This window comes from Vibrio sp. Y20_XG_PY13 (assembly GCF_024181925.1).
GTDB lineage: Bacteria > Pseudomonadota > Gammaproteobacteria > Enterobacterales > Vibrionaceae > Vibrio > Vibrio parahaemolyticus.
In genome coordinates this window covers 95470-112257 of record NZ_JAMZAL010000008.1, presented here as the reverse complement: position 1 = coordinate 112257, position 16788 = coordinate 95470, and the positions used below count along the sequence as shown (strand labels likewise).

13 protein-coding genes are annotated in these 16788 nt (G+C 43.7%); 6 read left to right on the top strand and 7 right to left on the bottom strand.

Translation table 11 applies throughout. The features are described from left to right. Nucleotides 1-23 precede the first annotated feature (23 nt). Nucleotides 24-479: a DUF721 domain-containing protein gene (locus NL646_RS18050; RefSeq protein WP_005497100.1), complete on the bottom strand. Its 456-nt coding sequence runs from the start codon at nucleotides 477-479 to the stop codon at nucleotides 24-26. A 412-nt stretch (nucleotides 480-891) separates the two neighbouring features. Between NL646_RS18050 and secA the strand changes: the two genes are divergently transcribed. The 5 genes from secA to carB all read left to right on the top strand — a co-directional run bounded on the left by secA (nucleotide 892) and on the right by carB (nucleotide 9882). Beyond that, nucleotides 892-3618 carry a preprotein translocase subunit SecA gene (secA, locus tag NL646_RS18045; protein WP_005461206.1) on the top strand — a complete coding sequence of 909 codons (2727 nt, stop codon included), beginning with the start codon at nucleotides 892-894 and terminating at the stop codon, nucleotides 3616-3618. 75 nt (nucleotides 3619-3693) lie between these two features. After that, entirely contained in the window at nucleotides 3694-4092 is a 399-nt protein-coding gene (gene mutT, locus NL646_RS18040; protein ID WP_005461225.1) for an 8-oxo-dGTP diphosphatase MutT, read from the top strand. A 109-nt stretch (nucleotides 4093-4201) separates the two neighbouring features. Further along, nucleotides 4202-5011 carry a 4-hydroxy-tetrahydrodipicolinate reductase gene (gene dapB / locus NL646_RS18035; RefSeq protein WP_015296233.1) on the top strand — a complete coding sequence of 270 codons (810 nt, stop codon included), beginning with the start codon at nucleotides 4202-4204 and terminating at the stop codon, nucleotides 5009-5011. A gap of 481 nt (nucleotides 5012-5492) precedes the next feature. After that, nucleotides 5493-6632 carry a glutamine-hydrolyzing carbamoyl-phosphate synthase small subunit gene (carA, locus tag NL646_RS18030; protein WP_011105665.1) on the top strand — a complete coding sequence of 380 codons (1140 nt, stop codon included), beginning with the start codon at nucleotides 5493-5495 and terminating at the stop codon, nucleotides 6630-6632. Nucleotides 6633-6648: 16 nt separating this feature from the next. Further along, nucleotides 6649-9882: a carbamoyl-phosphate synthase large subunit gene (carB, locus tag NL646_RS18025; protein WP_253664505.1), complete on the top strand. Its 3234-nt coding sequence runs from the start codon at nucleotides 6649-6651 to the stop codon at nucleotides 9880-9882. A 556-nt stretch (nucleotides 9883-10438) separates the two neighbouring features. Here carB and NL646_RS18020 read toward each other — a convergent pair. Then, entirely contained in the window at nucleotides 10439-10861 is a 423-nt protein-coding gene (locus NL646_RS18020; RefSeq protein ID WP_140138313.1) for a hypothetical protein, read from the bottom strand. 1011 nt (nucleotides 10862-11872) lie between these two features. Here NL646_RS18020 and NL646_RS18015 point away from each other — a divergent pair. Continuing rightward, nucleotides 11873-12652 (top strand): TSUP family transporter, encoded by a 780-nt coding sequence (locus tag NL646_RS18015; RefSeq protein WP_140344380.1) that lies wholly within the window; start codon nucleotides 11873-11875, stop codon nucleotides 12650-12652. Here the strand turns inward: NL646_RS18015 and NL646_RS18010 are convergent. The 5 genes from NL646_RS18010 to mtnN form a co-directional block, all read right to left on the bottom strand. Beyond that, a complete protein-coding gene (locus tag NL646_RS18010) occupies nucleotides 12588-13448 on the bottom strand; it encodes a LysR family transcriptional regulator (protein ID WP_025637266.1) in 861 nt (286 codons plus the stop codon). The genes NL646_RS18015 and NL646_RS18010 overlap by 65 nt on opposite strands. A 132-nt stretch (nucleotides 13449-13580) precedes the next feature. After that, nucleotides 13581-14201: a TRIC cation channel family protein gene (locus tag NL646_RS18005; protein WP_140344381.1), complete on the bottom strand. Its 621-nt coding sequence runs from the start codon at nucleotides 14199-14201 to the stop codon at nucleotides 13581-13583. 71 nt (nucleotides 14202-14272) lie between these two features. Further along, nucleotides 14273-15097, bottom strand: coding sequence for a vitamin B12 ABC transporter substrate-binding protein BtuF (btuF, locus tag NL646_RS18000; RefSeq protein WP_005497118.1), 825 nt, complete (start codon nucleotides 15095-15097; stop codon nucleotides 14273-14275). Next, nucleotides 15097-16050, bottom strand: coding sequence for a cobalamin biosynthesis family protein (locus NL646_RS17995; protein WP_140344382.1), 954 nt, complete (start codon nucleotides 16048-16050; stop codon nucleotides 15097-15099). The genes btuF and NL646_RS17995 overlap by 1 nt, the downstream gene beginning before the upstream one ends. Before the next feature lie 12 nt (nucleotides 16051-16062). After that, the gene (mtnN, locus tag NL646_RS17990) at nucleotides 16063-16758 is read right to left on the bottom strand and encodes a 5'-methylthioadenosine/S-adenosylhomocysteine nucleosidase (protein WP_005461186.1); all 696 of its coding nucleotides are present in this window, start codon (nucleotides 16756-16758) and stop codon (nucleotides 16063-16065) included. Nucleotides 16759-16788: the final 30 nt, after the last annotated feature.

Below are 16788 nucleotides of genomic sequence, written 5' to 3'. Positions count from 1 at the left end.
TGATGATGGTTGATGGTTGATGGTTATTGGCCAGATTTTTCTGCCATATCTGCGAGTCTTTTTAGTCGCTCTTGGATTTTTGGTGGGGCCATATCAGCGATGGTCATCAGTGATTGAGCTGCTGACTCAGTGAGCGGCGGGCGTTTGGGCCTATCGTCTTTCTCGTATCGATTACGATAAAGTGAAGGGTTGATCCGAACGTCGACACTTATCAATTTTGCATAACCTTGTGTGCGCAGTTTGTTTAAGATCATTAGACGATCGTAGTCGATCTTCATTTTGATGGCCGCGCTAGATACGTCTATCAGAAGATGGCCATTGCGAATATTTGCAACTCGGCAATGATCTGCCGTCCCTTTTGGTAAAATCGTTTGTAGAGCTTGGTTAAGCTGCAAGATTTCTCCGGCATGTTCTTGAATTTGCTTAAATTGAGACTCAGCAATTACATCCTCTGTCGAGGTTGGTCGATGATCACGCATAGGTAAAATCTAATTTTGTTGAGATATGACTATTCTAGAGCAGCTTTCTCACTAGGTATAGTTTACATTAACGTCTTTAGCCTCAGTTTTACAATGGAGATGGATTGAACGTGGTAAAGTCCTGTTTTTGCCAAGTTTCGTCGTGTAGCTGCTAATAATATTGGCTAATCCATCACCACTTTAACTAAAAATTTCAGAGTGCTTCAAACAAATACGTCTATTTATGGTTGTATCGATGAAAAATCCTTACACTAAGCCACATTGTTTCGAAACTTAGCCTTGAAATATGAATGTTTGAACTCAATATCTTTGATAAATGATTTATCTCAGTATTCTTAGTTCCAAACTGGCAGAGACTGAAGGCATTACGAGTAGATCGGGAACGGTCTGATTAAAGAGAGATTCACGAAAAATGATAACTAAGCTACTGACAAAAGTAATTGGCAGTCGCAACGACCGAACACTGCGCCGCCTTAGAAAAATTGTAAAAGAGATCAATAACTACGAACCAACATTTGAAGCACTTTCAGATGAAGAGCTTAAAGCGAAAACTGTTGAGTTCCGTGAGCGCCTAGAGCAAGGCGAAACTCTTGATAAGCTACTTCCAGAAGCTTTTGCTACTGTTCGTGAAGCGTCTAAACGTGTATACGGTATGCGTCACTTCGACGTGCAGCTCATCGGCGGTATGGTTCTAAATGCAGGCCAAATCGCAGAGATGCGCACGGGTGAAGGTAAAACTCTAACTGCAACTCTTCCTGCTTACCTAAATGCACTTCCTGGTAAAGGCGTACACGTTGTTACGGTCAACGACTACCTCGCTAAACGTGATGCGGAGACAAACCGTCCGCTATTTGAATTCCTAGGTATGACGGTTGGTGTTAACGTACCGAACATGCCTCCTCAAGCGAAAAAAGAAGCGTACCAAGCTGATATTCTATACGGAACAAACAACGAGTTTGGTTTCGATTACTTGCGCGACAACATGGCTTTCCGCAATGAAGACCGTGTTCAGCGCGAACGTTTCTTTGCTGTGGTCGATGAGGTGGACTCAATCCTTATCGATGAAGCACGTACTCCTTTGATCATCTCTGGCCCGGCAGAAGACAGTTCAGAACTTTACACTCGAATCAACCTGCTTATCCCACACCTACAGAAGCAAGATAAAGAAGATTCTGAAGAGTATCGTGGCGATGGTCACTACACTGTTGATGAAAAATCAAAACAAGTTCACTTGACTGAAACGGGTCAAGAATACGTAGAAGAGCTATTGGTTAAAAATGGTTTGATGGAAGAAGGTGATACATTGTACTCACCTGCGAACATCAGCTTGCTTCACCACGTAAATGCTGCTCTACGAGCACATGTGCTGTTTGAGCGTAATGTGGATTACATCGTTAACGATGACGGCGAAGTTGTGATCGTTGATGAACACACTGGTCGTACAATGCCAGGTCGTCGCTGGTCAGAAGGTCTTCACCAAGCTGTCGAAGCGAAAGAAGGCGTTAAGATCCAAAACGAAAACCAAACGCTAGCCTCTATCACATTCCAGAATTACTTCCGTCTATACGAGAAACTGTCTGGTATGACTGGTACAGCGGATACTGAAGCGTTTGAGTTCCAATCTATTTATGGCTTGGAAACTGTTGTTATCCCAACCAACAAACCAATGATTCGTAACGATATGCCGGATGTGGTGTACCGTACCGAAGCTGAGAAGTTTGCTGCAATCATTGAAGATATCAAAGAGCGCGTTGCGAAAGGTCAGCCAACATTGGTTGGTACAGTATCGATTGAAAAATCAGAACTACTCTCCAACGCTTTGAAGAAAGCGAAGATCAAACACAACGTTTTGAACGCTAAGTTCCATGAGAAAGAAGCGGAAATCGTTGCTGAAGCGGGTATGCCAGGTGCGGTAACTATCGCAACAAACATGGCAGGTCGTGGTACAGATATCGTGCTAGGTGGTAGCTGGCAAGCAAAAGTTGAATCACTACAAGATCCAACGAAAGAGCAAATCGACGCAATCAAAGCTGAGTGGAAAAAAGTTCACGATCAAGTTTTAGATGCTGGTGGTCTGCACATCATCGGTACTGAGCGTCATGAATCTCGTCGTATCGATAACCAGTTACGTGGCCGTTCTGGTCGTCAAGGTGATGCGGGTTCATCTCGTTTCTACCTATCGATGGAAGACTCACTGCTGCGTATCTTCACTTCAGATCGTATGGCAAGCTTGATTCAAAGCGGTATGGAAGAAGGTGAAGCAATCGAATCTAAGATGTTGTCTCGTTCTATTGAAAAAGCACAACGCAAAGTGGAAGGTCGCAACTTCGACATCCGTAAACAGCTTCTTGAATACGATGACGTGGCGAACGATCAACGTAAAGTGGTTTACGAACTGCGTGATGAGCTCATGAACGTTGACGATATCAGCGACATGATTGAACAAAACCGTGAAGATGTGCTCACAGCGATCATCGACGAATACATTCCACCACAATCTCTAGAAGACATGTGGGATGTGGAAGGTCTTCAAGAACGTTTGAAAGCAGATTTCGATCTAGACGCGCCAATCAAGCAATGGCTTGAGGAAGACGACAAACTGTACGAAGAAGCGCTGCGCGAGAAGATTATCAGCCTAGCCGTTGAAGTATACAAAGCGAAAGAAGAAGTTGTGGGTGCACAAGTGCTTCGTAACTTCGAAAAATCAGTGATGCTTCAAACACTCGATACGCTTTGGAAAGAGCATCTGGCGGCGATGGATCATCTGCGTCAAGGTATTCACCTACGTGGCTATGCACAAAAGAACCCGAAACAAGAGTACAAACGTGAATCGTTTGAATTGTTTGAAGGTTTACTTGAAGCGCTGAAGACTGACGTTATTACTGTTCTGTCTCGTGTTCGCGTTCAACAGCAAGAAGAGGTTGAGCGTATGGAAGAGCAACGTCGTGCACAAGCAGAAGAAGCTGCTCGTCGTGCGCAGGCTCAGCATGCAGCTGCGGAAAATCAGTTGGCTGATGGTGAAGAGTCTGAGGGCTCAAATCAACCTGTTGTTCGTGATGAGCGTAAAGTAGGTCGAAACGAACCTTGTCCATGTGGTAGTGGCAAGAAATACAAGCAGTGTCACGGTCAGATCAATTAATCTAACTTGATAACTTAATAAGAAAGAGTCGCTTAGGCGGCTCTTTTTGTATCGATAGATCCTAGGTAAATATCCATGAAAAGAATTCACATTGTTGCAGCGATCATTTTCAATCAAGATAAGTCGCAAATCTTTATTACTAAACGTCCTGATGATAAACACAAAGGTGGTTTTTGGGAGTTTCCGGGCGGTAAAGTCGAGCTAGGAGAAACAGTTGAACAAGCGATGGTTCGTGAGCTTGAAGAGGAAGTGGGGATTCGAGTGATTGAACAAGCACCGTTTGAACACCTTGAATACGATTACCCAGATAAGTCGCTAAAATTTGATTTTATTACCGTCTCTCAGTTCGAGAACGAACCTTATGGTCGAGAAGGCCAAGAAGGGCGCTGGGTCGCAGTTGGTGAATTAGGGGATTACACCTTCCCTGAAGCTAACGTGCCTATCTTACAACGTGTCGTAAAAGAGTTCGCTTAAGCCTAATGAACGTGCTTGTGGTTAACACAGTATGTTGTTAGTTTAAAAAGATTCAGCGAAACGAAAGAGAACGAGAAACCTCGTTATCCAGAGAAGGAGAGAAAGCGCAATGGTTCGTATTGCAATCGCAGGAGCTGCTGGCCGTATGGGTCGCAACCTAGTCAAAGCCTCGCACATAAACCCAGATGCATCTGTAACGGCAGGTTCAGAACGTCCAGAATCTTCGCTCGTCGGTGTTGATATCGGTGAACTTTGTGGTGAAGGAAAGTTCGATGTTTTCCTGACCGATGACCTAGAGAAAGAGGTCGACAATTTTGATGTTGTTATCGACTTTACCGCTCCAGTAAGTACGTTAGCGAACTTAGAGTTATGTAAACAGCATGGGAAGTCTATCGTAATTGGTACCACTGGCTTTAGTGAAGAAGAGCGAGCACTGATTGATGCAGTTGCGAAGCACGTACCTGTTGTGATGGCTCCTAACTACTCTGTTGGTGTGAACCTAGTATTTAAGTTGCTTGAGAAAGCTGCAAAAGTAATGGGTGATTACTGCGATGTCGAGATTGTCGAAGCTCATCACCGCCATAAAGTTGATGCTCCGTCAGGTACTGCGATTGGTATGGGTGAGGCGATTGCTGGCGCTATGGGCAACAAGTTAAGTGATGTTGCGGTGTATGCGCGTGAAGGCATTACTGGTGAGCGTACTAAAGATGAAATCGGTTTTGCAACCATTCGTGCAGGTGACATTGTCGGCGAGCACACAGCAATGTTTGCTGATATTGGTGAGCGAGTCGAAATAACGCACAAAGCGACGGACCGCATGACTTTTGCTAATGGTGCCGTGAAGGCTGCAGTGTGGCTACATTCCAAGCCGGCGGGCTTTTATACCATGACCGATGTGCTTGGTTTGAATGAGCTTTAAATACATAATTATTCGCCGGCGTAAGCCGGCTTTTTTGTATTTGAAGAAAGTTATGTAAATAAAATGAGTATTGTAGAGCGTCAGTTTTGAACTTGTTTGTGTGTATTTTTGCTGGCTTGGTTGCTTTATTTGTCTTAACTGCTTAAAAGTTGATGTTGTTTTGTTGTGATTAACGTTTGCGTGAAAATCTCATAAAAATTTGTGATCTATAAAAAGTTCAAATTTGTAAAATCTAAAAAAAGAACCATCTTCAAAGTTTGCAGGTGGTAGAAACTTGTGTTTTTGGGGCTTATTGCTAGTAAATGCTATTACTCTTTAGAAAAAGATAATTTATTTTTCATTGTGTGTTGACAGGTTTGCAGTCCATCTTTAGAATACCGCCAATTTGTCTGAAATACCTATTTATGTAGATTTTATAGGTAAAGGAAGGCATGATTGCAGTTTGATTTATTTTTTTTGCATTTTTATTCTGGAGGTTGTCTTGAGTAAATTAGCACTGTTAGTCCTAGAAGATGGGACAGTGTTCCGCGGAGTGTCCATTGGGGCAGATGGCGTTTCCGTCGGTGAAGTCGTTTTCAATACCTCGATGACGGGGTATCAAGAAATCCTCACTGATCCTTCCTATTCTCAGCAAATCGTTACTCTTACTTACCCTCACATTGGCAATACCGGAACCAATTCCGAAGACGAAGAATCCTCTTCCATTCATGCACAAGGCCTTGTGATTCGCGATCTCCCTCTTATCGCTTCTAACTTCCGTAATGAACAATCCCTTTCTGATTATCTTAAGTCGCAAAACATCGTCGGCATCGCAGACATCGACACGCGTAAGTTAACTCGTATCCTGCGTGAAAAAGGTGCTCAAAACGGTTGTATCGTAGCTGGTAACAATCTAGACGAAGCTTTGGCGCTAGCGAAAGCAAAAGAATTTCCTGGTTTGAAAGGTATGGATCTTGCGAAAGAGGTTACAACAAAAGAAGCGTATCAATGGAAACAAGGGTCGTGGACGCTTGAGAGTGGACTTCCAGAAGCGAAAGACGACAGCGAGTTGCCATACCACGTTGTTGCTTACGACTTCGGCGCAAAACGCAACATCTTACGAATGTTGGTTGACCGCGGCTGCCGCCTAACGGTTGTTCCTGCAGAAACTTCTGCTGAAGAAGTTCTGGCTCTGAATCCAGATGGCGTGTTCCTATCGAACGGCCCTGGTGACCCAGAACCATGTACCTACGCGATTGAAGCGACCAAAGTGTTCCTAGAAAAAGGCCTACCAATTTTTGGTATCTGTCTAGGTCACCAAATTCTGGCGCTAGCGTCGGGTGCGCAAACGGTGAAAATGAAGTTTGGTCACCACGGTGCGAACCACCCAGTAAAAGATTTAGAGCGTAACGTTGTGATGATCACTTCGCAAAACCACGGCTTTGCGGCAGATGAAGCAACATTACCGGAAAACTTACGTGCGACTCACGTATCACTATTTGACGGTTCTCTACAAGGTATTCACCGCACAGACAAGCCAGCATTTAGTTTCCAAGGTCACCCAGAAGCAAGCCCAGGTCCACACGACGCGGCACCTCTATTTGACCACTTTATCGAACTCATCAAAAAACACAGCGCTTAATTCGGAGTAGTAGATAATGCCAAAACGTACTGACATTCAAAGTATTCTAATTCTTGGTGCTGGTCCGATTGTTATCGGTCAGGCATGTGAGTTTGACTACTCTGGCGCACAAGCGTGTAAAGCTCTTCGTGAAGAAGGCTACCGAGTTATTCTAGTTAACTCTAACCCAGCAACCATCATGACAGACCCAGAAATGGCAGATGCAACATACATCGAGCCGATTCAATGGGAAGTTGTTCGCAAGATCATTGAGAAAGAACGCCCAGATGCAGTATTGCCAACAATGGGTGGTCAGACGGCGCTTAACTGTGCGTTAGACCTAGAGAAGCACGGCGTTCTTGCTGAGTTCGGCGTAGAGATGATTGGCGCAACTGCTGATGCGATTGATAAAGCAGAAGACCGTTCTCGCTTCGATAAAGCAATGAAGTCTATCGGCCTTGAGTGTCCTCGTGCTGATACGGCGAAGACGATGGAAGAAGCTTACAAAGTTTTAGACATGGTTGGCTTCCCTTGTATCATCCGTCCATCGTTCACCATGGGTGGTACGGGTGGCGGTATCGCGTACAACAAAGAAGAGTTTGAAGAAATCTGTCGTCGTGGTCTGGATCTTTCTCCGACTAACGAACTTCTTATCGATGAATCGCTAATCGGTTGGAAAGAGTACGAAATGGAAGTAGTTCGCGACAAAGCGGACAACTGTATCATCGTATGTTCAATCGAAAACTTCGACCCAATGGGCATCCACACTGGTGACTCAATCACGGTTGCTCCAGCGCAAACTCTGACTGACAAAGAATACCAGCTAATGCGTAACGCATCGCTAGCGGTTCTGCGTGAAATCGGTGTTGAGACAGGTGGTTCAAACGTACAGTTTGGCATCAACCCGAAAGATGGCCGTATGGTTATCATCGAGATGAACCCACGTGTATCCCGTTCTTCTGCTCTGGCATCAAAAGCAACAGGTTTCCCAATCGCTAAGATTGCGGCGAAACTGGCTGTTGGCTTTACTCTAGACGAGCTGCAAAACGACATTACAGGTGGTGCAACTCCGGCATCATTCGAACCTACTATCGACTACGTAGTGACCAAGATTCCTCGTTTTAACTTCGAGAAATTTGCTGGCGCTAACGATCGCCTGACTACTCAGATGAAGTCAGTTGGTGAGGTAATGGCGATTGGTCGTAACCAACAAGAATCTCTGCACAAAGCGCTGCGTGGCCTGGAAGTCGGCGCGACAGGATTTGATGAAATGGTTGACCTTGAAGCTCCTGACGCACTGACTAAGATTCGTCATGAGCTTAAAGAAGCAGGCGCAGAGCGTATCTGGTACATCGCTGACGCATTCCGTGCTGGCATGTCAGTAGATGGCGTGTTCAACCTAACTAACATCGATCGTTGGTTCCTGGTTCAAATCGAAGAACTAGTGAAGATGGAAGAGCAAGTGAAAGCGGGCGGTTACGCTGGCTTGACTAAAGATGTTCTTCGCCAGATGAAGCGTAAAGGTTTCTCTGACGCGCGTCTGTCTAAACTACTTGGTGTGGCTGAAAGTGAAATCCGCCGTGCTCGTGAGCAGTTCGACATTCACCCAGTTTACAAGCGTGTGGATACTTGTGCCGCTGAGTTCTCTTCTGATACGGCTTACATGTACTCATCTTACGATGAAGAGTGTGAAGCAAACCCGACAGACAAAGACAAGATCATGGTTCTTGGCGGCGGTCCAAACCGTATCGGTCAAGGCATTGAATTTGACTACTGCTGTGTACACGCATCACTAGCACTGCGCGAAGACGGTTACGAAACCATTATGGTTAACTGTAACCCAGAGACAGTATCTACGGACTACGACACGTCTGACCGTCTGTACTTCGAACCAGTAACTCTGGAAGATGTACTGTCTATCGCTCGTGTTGAAAAACCAAAAGGTGTGATTGTTCAGTACGGTGGTCAAACACCACTTAAACTGGCCCGTGCTCTGGAAGCTGCTGGTGTGCCAATCATCGGTACTAGCCCAGATGCTATCGACCGCGCAGAAGACCGTGAGCGTTTCCAAGCGGCAGTTGAGCGTCTAGGTCTGCTACAACCACAAAACGCAACAGTAACGGCGATGGAGCAAGCGGTAGAGAAGTCGAAAGAGATCGGTTTCCCATTGGTTGTTCGTCCATCTTACGTACTAGGCGGTCGTGCGATGGAAATCGTATACGACGAGCAAGACCTACGTCGCTACTTTAACGAAGCTGTAAGTGTATCGAATGAGTCTCCAGTACTACTGGACCGTTTCCTAGATGACGCGACTGAAGTTGATATCGACGCTATCTGTGATGGTGAGCGCGTGGTTATCGGCGGCATCATGGAGCACATTGAGCAAGCGGGCGTTCACTCTGGTGACTCTGCATGTTCGCTTCCTGCCTACACACTAAGCCAAGAAATCCAAGACAAGATGCGTGAGCAAGTTGAGAAGCTGGCGTTCGAACTTGGTGTTCGTGGTCTGATGAACACGCAGTTCGCAGTAAAAGACAACGAAGTTTACCTAATTGAAGTAAACCCTCGTGCTGCGCGTACGGTACCATTCGTATCGAAAGCGACAGGTGCACCACTAGCGAAAATCGCTGCACGTGTAATGGCGGGTCAATCTCTGGAATCACAAGGTTTCACTAAAGAGATTATTCCTCCTTACTACTCAGTCAAAGAAGTCGTTCTACCTTTCAATAAGTTCCCTGGCGTTGACCCTCTATTAGGTCCTGAAATGCGCTCAACAGGTGAAGTGATGGGTGTTGGTGCAACGTTTGCAGAAGCTTACGCAAAAGCAGAGCTTGGCTGTGGCAGTGTGTACCCTGAAGGTGGCCGTGCGCTACTTTCTGTTCGTGAAGGTGATAAGCAGCGTGTTGTTGACCTGGCTTCTAAGCTAGTAAAATTGGGTTACCAATTGGATGCGACTCACGGTACTGCTGTAATCCTTGGTGAAGCGGGTATTAACCCTCGCCTGGTAAACAAAGTACATGAAGGTCGTCCACACATTCTTGACCGCATCAAGAACAACGAATACACCTACATTGTGAACACGGCTGCAGGTCGTCAAGCTATTGAAGATTCGAAAGTTCTACGCCGCGGTGCTCTAGCAGAAAAAGTGAACTACACAACAACGCTAAACGCTGCGTTTGCAACGTGTATGTCTCACACTGCTGATGCAAAAGCGTCAGTAACTTCTGTTCAGGAGCTACACGCTAAAGTAAAAGCGAGTCTGGAAGCGTAATAGATAAAAATCAATAAGCCCGGTAACTAGGGCTTATATGACAACCTCATTGCCCGCTCATTTGAGCGGGCTTTTTTATTTTAGGCCTACCTAATTGAAGCGTGCTAAGAGCTTTTGATATCTAAGACTCTGTACAGCGCTAAACTTGTTATGGAAAATGATATGTTATAGAACCACTATTTTTTAATAAAATTGATACAACAAGTGAGAGGGGATTGATTTGGTGGTAATCCAGTGTATTTTCTCTGAAATGCGCCCCTCTTTTTTAAAGAATATTCGGAGGGGAAATGATAACTATGATTACGAATCATAATAGAAAGATATGCAATGAATTCTATTCATTGAATAAAATGGGCTTATTTATTTTAAATTATTATTTTATTTTCAGGTATGGTCTCAGTGTTAAATGTAAATATATACTCTTGATATGTTAATTATTTTAATGGATTTTCTGCGTTATTTTAAGTTTTCTTATGTGTGACTAAGTTTTATACCTTCCAAAAAGAAAAGTACTTTTTAATGTACCAAATACTCCGGTTTAAAATGTTGATACCAGTTACTTTTTAAAAATATAAACTCTATCTTGTAACCAAGACTTGTCTTCGTCAATCGAAAAAGAATAACCTTGTCTTATTAAGTGTTCTTTAGTAAGAAACATAAGTGCAGTTGGCGCTACAATTGTTATGATTGAAAAGGAAATTATAACCCTTACGAAAAGTGCTTCTTTTTTGTGTGATAACTTTCTTTTATTTAAAAATACAGTTATTAAAAAAATAAAACAAGATATAAATATCCAGCTTCCAAATAGTCCATAAAGTGCGCCATGAGAAATGACTATAACTTCATCTTTGTTATATATATATTTTACATAGTTAATTACATCGTTGTAAAAGAAGTAAATGCAAGATAAGCCTAATAAAAGAAATAACAATGATATCAACAGTGTTGATGTTAAATCCAAGTCATCTTCTTGTTTCATAAAAATACCCCATTCTTTATGTAACTTCTACCTATCACATCGTTGATTCTCATTTCTTCTTTTTTTAGTGATTCATTCAATGTTTTCTCTAGTGCTAGTTTGAATTTTTGTGTTATCTCATATTTATTATCAATGTGGTTTAAAATATTCCCGACAACCAAGCTTACACCTATAGCCAAAATAATGGGCCAGAAGTTAGAGCAAAAATAGTAGTCGCTCCAGAGATTCCTTTTACAGCAATTGCTGCTATTGCGGATGAAATTTCCAGTTTTATGATGTCACTAGTTATTGTTCCAAACAGACTTAATAGTGTGGTTTTATTATTTTCTGAAAAGAAATGTTCTAGTGCTCTGAAAGAACTAACTAACACTACCGTAATAATTGTCCCAACTTTTTATCGATTGAATTGCTTGTTTTGAACCAACAGCAAAGTTTGCGATTATTGGCGTTGGGGCACGAGAACCTAACACTCTTAGTTTTATTTTTAGTGCAGGAGTTCCTGTAAATACAAAATGTGCTTGGCCTGAATAATAATTGATATGGACTGGGTTTACAGCGCCGGTTAGGTTATTAGCTAATCTCGATAAAAATACAAGGTCATCTGCTGTTGCATAGTAATTGGCAGTATTATCAAATTTATCTTTTAGAATTGTCCATTTTGATACTATATCTTTCCTTTTGATGTTAATGCTAATTAAAGAGTCGAGTGTGTTAACTGATAATATATGTATTTCCTTTGGCGTTGCTCGTTTTGTCTTGTTGTATTACAGGATACATGTTTTTCTCCATGAATTCGTAATGATATTAGACCTGACTAGAATTTCATAGGCAATGAAAATACTATTTTTATGTATAATCTTGAGGCAAGCCTCCTTTTTTTATGAAAATATAAATGAAATTTTCGCAAAGGTGAAAATATGGAATAGGTTCATATCTCGACTTTCCTTTTTAGTTTGAGGTGTTAAGTGCTACCGTTTAGCTCTTTTCGTATTTTTGAGCAAGGAAGTGTAAGTGGAGCTTACTTTAGAAGTATTAATCGCGTTGTTTTTGGTTGCATCTGTGGCTGGTTTTATTGATGCAATGGCTGGTGGGGGAGGGCTCCTTACGCTCCCTGCGCTTTTGGCTGCGGGATTGAGCCCTACTCAAGCTCTAGCTACCAACAAGTTACAAAGTTCGTTTGGCAGCTTCTCGGCTAGCTGGTATTTCGTGCGTAACGGTATTGTCAGCCTAAAGGAAATGCGTTTCGCGATACTCTGTACTTTTATTGGTGCTGCAATCGGTGCCGAGGCTGTACAGTTTATTGATGCTAGCGTACTCACCAGTTTGATTCCTGTTCTTCTAATTGCGATTTCTCTTTATTTTTTACTCGCACCAAGTACTCGAAAAATCGATGGAGAACCAAAACTTGCCGAAGCGATGTTTGCTTTGTGTATCGGTGGTGGAGTTGGTTTCTACGATGGTTTCTTTGGCCCCGGTACGGGCTCGATTTTTACTGTGTGCTTTGTTGCTCTTGGACACTTTTCTCTCGTGGATGCAACAGCACGAACTAAGATTTTGAATTTCACTTCAAACATTGCTGCATTGTTGTTTTTCGTTCTAGCAGGGTTACCTGTATGGGAAATTGGTTTGACGATGGCGGTCGGTGGCTTTATTGGCGCTCAACTTGGCGCAAAAGTGGTGGTTACCAAAGGTCAAAAGTGGATTCGACCTCTAGTAATTACCATGTCTATGCTGATGGCAACAAAACTTCTTTGGCAACAACATCAGCAATGGCTTCTAACACTGTTTTAATTCGCTGATTGCGGTATGTGTTGTGGCGAAGACAGATGTGTATTGGGCGAATTAGAGGCTCTAGTTCTTCGAATTCAAAACAGAAATTTGATGCGATGTTGAGTGTTTTGATGATGGATTTAGGTATCAGTGCTGGTGCCATACCTTTTAAAGCTAATTGTGCTGCCGCAGTGTAGGAGTCCATTTCCATCAAAGGTTGGATCTCGTACTTGGACAAAATGGCTTGCTGATATGTATTGGCTGGGTTATTCAAATCGTTAGTTAAAATCGCTTTTGGTAATTGAGTTAGCGGGTACTTACTTATTATAGAGAAAGGCTCATCGGCGAGATGAACGCTCATCAAACCGTGATGAGAAGGTAAGTAACCAGCGCAGAATCCTAGGGTTGCTCGCCCTGATTTTACGTTTTCAACGATTCTCGGAGTGTGATTGGTAGAGATTCTGAGATAAGGATCGCGTGCCAGTTGCTCTTCCATAATCATACTCAGATAACCTGCGACGAGAGTTTCTGAGCAATCCATTTTTATTAATGACGTATCTTCGAGCTCTTGCTGATCGTAAATCTGTCCTCGTAACTCATTGAATGTGGGCTCTATCGTATTGATAAGGGCCAGAGCATCCGAGGTTAGTTTAATGTGTCTGCCGTTTGGCTCGATCAGTTTCTTTCCTAACTTTTTTTCTAAATTGGCGATACGTTTACTCACCGCAGATTGGCTGATGTACAGCTGACTACCAGTGCGGCTCATGGTTTTTTCTTTACTTAGTACAAGTAACGTTTCAATGCCTTCTAATAACATAGCAATTAATGAAAATTAGGAATGAGACGGATAATTTAACGAATTGCTGAGGGATAAGCGAATCGTGTTAATTAAAATGCGAAGAGCCGAGATAAAGTCGGCTCTTTAGATTGAAATCTTTACTTGAATTGCTTAGCGGTTGATGGCGAAAGTAGGTAAAGATAGGTGCCAACGAATCGCACCAAGGCGAATCACCAGTGTTGAGATAACACCTGCGAGCAGGGCTGTGGAATGATCGTAACCCATACTCACAGCCATCGTGTGGAAGATGCCACCAATGATACAGGCTGTGGCGTAGACTTCGCTTCTTAGCACCATAGGTACCTCTCGGGCCAAGACATCTCGGATTATGCCGCCACCGCAACCGGTGATTACACCCATGATCACGGCAACCATGCCTGAGGCGTTGTAGGCGAGCGCTTTTTCTACCCCAATTCCCACAAATACGGCCAGACCGATGGCGTCACACACGGGTAAAACCCACCAAGCTAACCGTTTTGGTCTGCGAACCAAGATCATAGTTAACAAACAGGTGGTGAAGATAACCCAAAGATAAGTGGTATCGGTAATCCAAAAGACGGGGGTCGCACCAAGTGCCATATCACGAATAGTGCCACCGCCAATGGCAGTCACGCTACCTAGGACGATAACACCGAAGGGATCCATTTTTAATCGGCCAGCGAGTAAAACACCAGACACAGCGAAGATTGCTGTACCGAATAAATCGATCATATAAAGCAGCATGGAATCCATGTTACTTGGTACCTATAAAAAGTGTGAGAACAAAAATGGGCGGAAATTGTACGGTATTTCCAACGAAAACGTTAGCGTTTTCGTCTAACGCTTTCAAAGTGTTCACACACTTCAATGATAGCGTTGAGTGTGCGTGGTGTTGGGCGATTTATCCAATCAGAATTGAGTGACCAAACATGATTGTTGCGCAGAGCTGGCAGTTCATTTTTCCATTGAGCCCACATTCCATCATCACTCATAGTATGACGAGAGGTGAAGAGTACTTCAGGTTGACGTGTTATCACTTGCTCGATACTGACTTGAGGATAGGGTGCTGCTGTATTGGCAAATACATTTTCACCACCACAGAAGTTAAATACTTCGCTCGGCCAGTTTTTACCTGCCACAGTAATGATCGGCTTTTCGCTGAGTTGATAAAAATAGCGGACTTTCTCTGTGGTGTTGTATTTCGCTTTGAGAGCAGTTAGCCCCTCTCTAAAGTCCCGCGCTGCTTTTTGACCCTTTGATGGATCATCACTGTATTGACTCAGCTGCTCAATATTATTTGCGATGTCTTCTAAAGTACCCGTGGTTGAGTAGTAGATAGGTACGCCAAATTGTTTTAACTTTTCGAGCTCTTTGGCGGGGTTACCCGCAGGCCAAGCAATGACGAGATCGGGCTGAAGGGCAATGATGCGTTCCAACTTTATGCCTTGGTAATTGGATACTTTCTCCAGTTCGCCAGCTTCCTTTGGATAATCACTCATCTCACTCACAGCGATCAGTTTGTCACCTAAGCCAGCAGCATAAGCTATCTCTGTGGCGTGAGGCGCTAAACTGATCACTCGTTCAACGGGTTCGTTCGCCATCGTAAAAGAGGAGAAGAAAAGGGGGAGGGATAGGAAAATTTTGTTCATCATAATCCTTGATAAATCAGTCCTAGAATAAAGCTTTGAATCACAATCCAAGCAAAGATGCGCCAAACCAGCAAAATTTGGATTTGTGCAAGATGAATAGCAGAAGGCACAATGCGTCCACCAATCTTGGTGCGTTCTGCTCTGACGCCTTGGTATAGAGCAGGGCCTCCTAACGAAAGCTGGAACTTATTGCCGATAGTACACAGCAACCAAGCTGGTCCTGGCAATGGCCAAGATTTCGCTTGTTGTTTGAGTCCATTAAGCACTGCGGACATATTGTGACCAGCAAGCAACAGTAGGGCAAATAATCTTAATGGAATGAATTCTAAAACGGCAACGATTTGAATGGCTGGTTTCCCAAATGGCGCATACTGACGACGGCTAGGAGACCAAGCTCGTGCTAGCTCCATGGTTAAGCGGTACATGAGCGCCCCAATCCCACCTGCGATGGCATACCAAAACAGTACACACACTACATTGCGACCAAAGCCCATAATGATGGTTTCAGATCCGGCTTTACCTATACCGACAAGCGATAACGTTTCGGTATCACGATTCACAAAAGGCTTGAGTAGCTCGCGACAGCGCGTTTTATCCTCACGCGACAAGGCGAGGGCAAGTTGTTTGGTGAGGGTTTCGCAACTTCGCCAATTTAACGCTAATAGTAACAGAGCAAGTTCGTACAGAGGCTCTTGCCAAACTAAGGGCCTTAGAGCGATTAAGAGCACCAAACACGGCAATGTCATCAAAATAAGAGCGAGGCTTCCTGAGAGAATGCTTTGTGAATAGCTATGGTGGTTATTTACTTTCTCTGCTAATTGTTCGGCTACCTTGCGCCATAAAGTCGCAGGGTGAGCGGAATGAGGAATAGGGAGGATAAGGTGAAACAGTAATGCGCCCCACATCACGAGGAGCGCACCGTTAGCATAGAATTGCTGAAAAATTTCTTCCATGAATGACTTGGATTACTTAACCAGTTCCAGCATCTTGAATACCATTTCTGAAGAGCTTTTTGCTGCTAGAGGGAGGAATTCTTCAAAGCTCATTGGCGATTCTTTATCAGCAACATCAGAGATAGCACGTACAACAACAAATGGTGTGTTGAACTGGTGGCAAGTCTGAGCAATAGCTGATGCTTCCATTTCAACCGCAATAACGGATGGGAAGTTTTCACGAATGAACGCTTGGCGCTCAGCCGTGCAAACAAACGCATCGCCCGTACAGATCAAACCGCGAACGGCATGTGTATTTGCCATTTGCTCGAGTGCTTTTTCCGCTAGGTCCATCAGTTTTTCATCAGCTTTGAATGCTGCTGGCTGACCTGCCATTTGACCTATTTCATAGCCAAAAGCGGTCACGTCTGCGTCGTGGTGGCGCACTTCTGTAGAAATCACTACGTCACCTAGATTTAGGCTTGAATCGAAACCACCAGCAGAACCTGTGTTGATAACCACATCTGGTTGGTATTCATCAAGAAGAATTGTTGTACCAACTGCCGCAGCAACTTTACCGATACCAGATTGTAGTAGCACTACATCTACATCGTTAATTTGACCAGAGAAAAACGTACAACCTGCTTTGTTTACGGTTTGGCAGTTTGTCATAGCTTCTTTCAGGATGGTCACTTCTTGTTCCATCGCCCCGATGATACCAACTTTCATAGCACTCTCTTTAGGTAAAATATTTAATCG

Excerpts from the sequence above, each read along its gene's own strand:
- NL646_RS18005 (WP_140344381.1), bottom strand. The coding sequence starts at position 14,201 with ATGGATTCCATGCTGCTTTATATGATCGATTTATTCGGTACAGCAATC.
- NL646_RS18010 (WP_025637266.1), bottom strand. The coding sequence starts at position 13,448 with ATGTTATTAGAAGGCATTGAAACGTTACTTGTACTAAGTAAAGAAAAA.
- mtnN (WP_005461186.1), bottom strand. The coding sequence starts at position 16,758 with ATGAAAGTTGGTATCATCGGGGCGATGGAACAAGAAGTGACCATCCTG.
- carB (WP_253664505.1), top strand. The coding sequence starts at position 6,649 with ATGCCAAAACGTACTGACATTCAAAGTATTCTAATTCTTGGTGCTGGT.
- NL646_RS18050 (WP_005497100.1), bottom strand. The coding sequence starts at position 479 with ATGCGTGATCATCGACCAACCTCGACAGAGGATGTAATTGCTGAGTCT.
- secA (WP_005461206.1), top strand. The coding sequence starts at position 892 with ATGATAACTAAGCTACTGACAAAAGTAATTGGCAGTCGCAACGACCGA.
- btuF (WP_005497118.1), bottom strand. The coding sequence starts at position 15,097 with ATGAACAAAATTTTCCTATCCCTCCCCCTTTTCTTCTCCTCTTTTACG.
- mutT (WP_005461225.1), top strand. The coding sequence starts at position 3,694 with ATGAAAAGAATTCACATTGTTGCAGCGATCATTTTCAATCAAGATAAG.
- NL646_RS18020 (WP_140138313.1), bottom strand. The coding sequence starts at position 10,861 with ATGAAACAAGAAGATGACTTGGATTTAACATCAACACTGTTGATATCA.
- dapB (WP_015296233.1), top strand. The coding sequence starts at position 4,202 with ATGGTTCGTATTGCAATCGCAGGAGCTGCTGGCCGTATGGGTCGCAAC.
- NL646_RS17995 (WP_140344382.1), bottom strand. The coding sequence starts at position 16,050 with ATGGAAGAAATTTTTCAGCAATTCTATGCTAACGGTGCGCTCCTCGTG.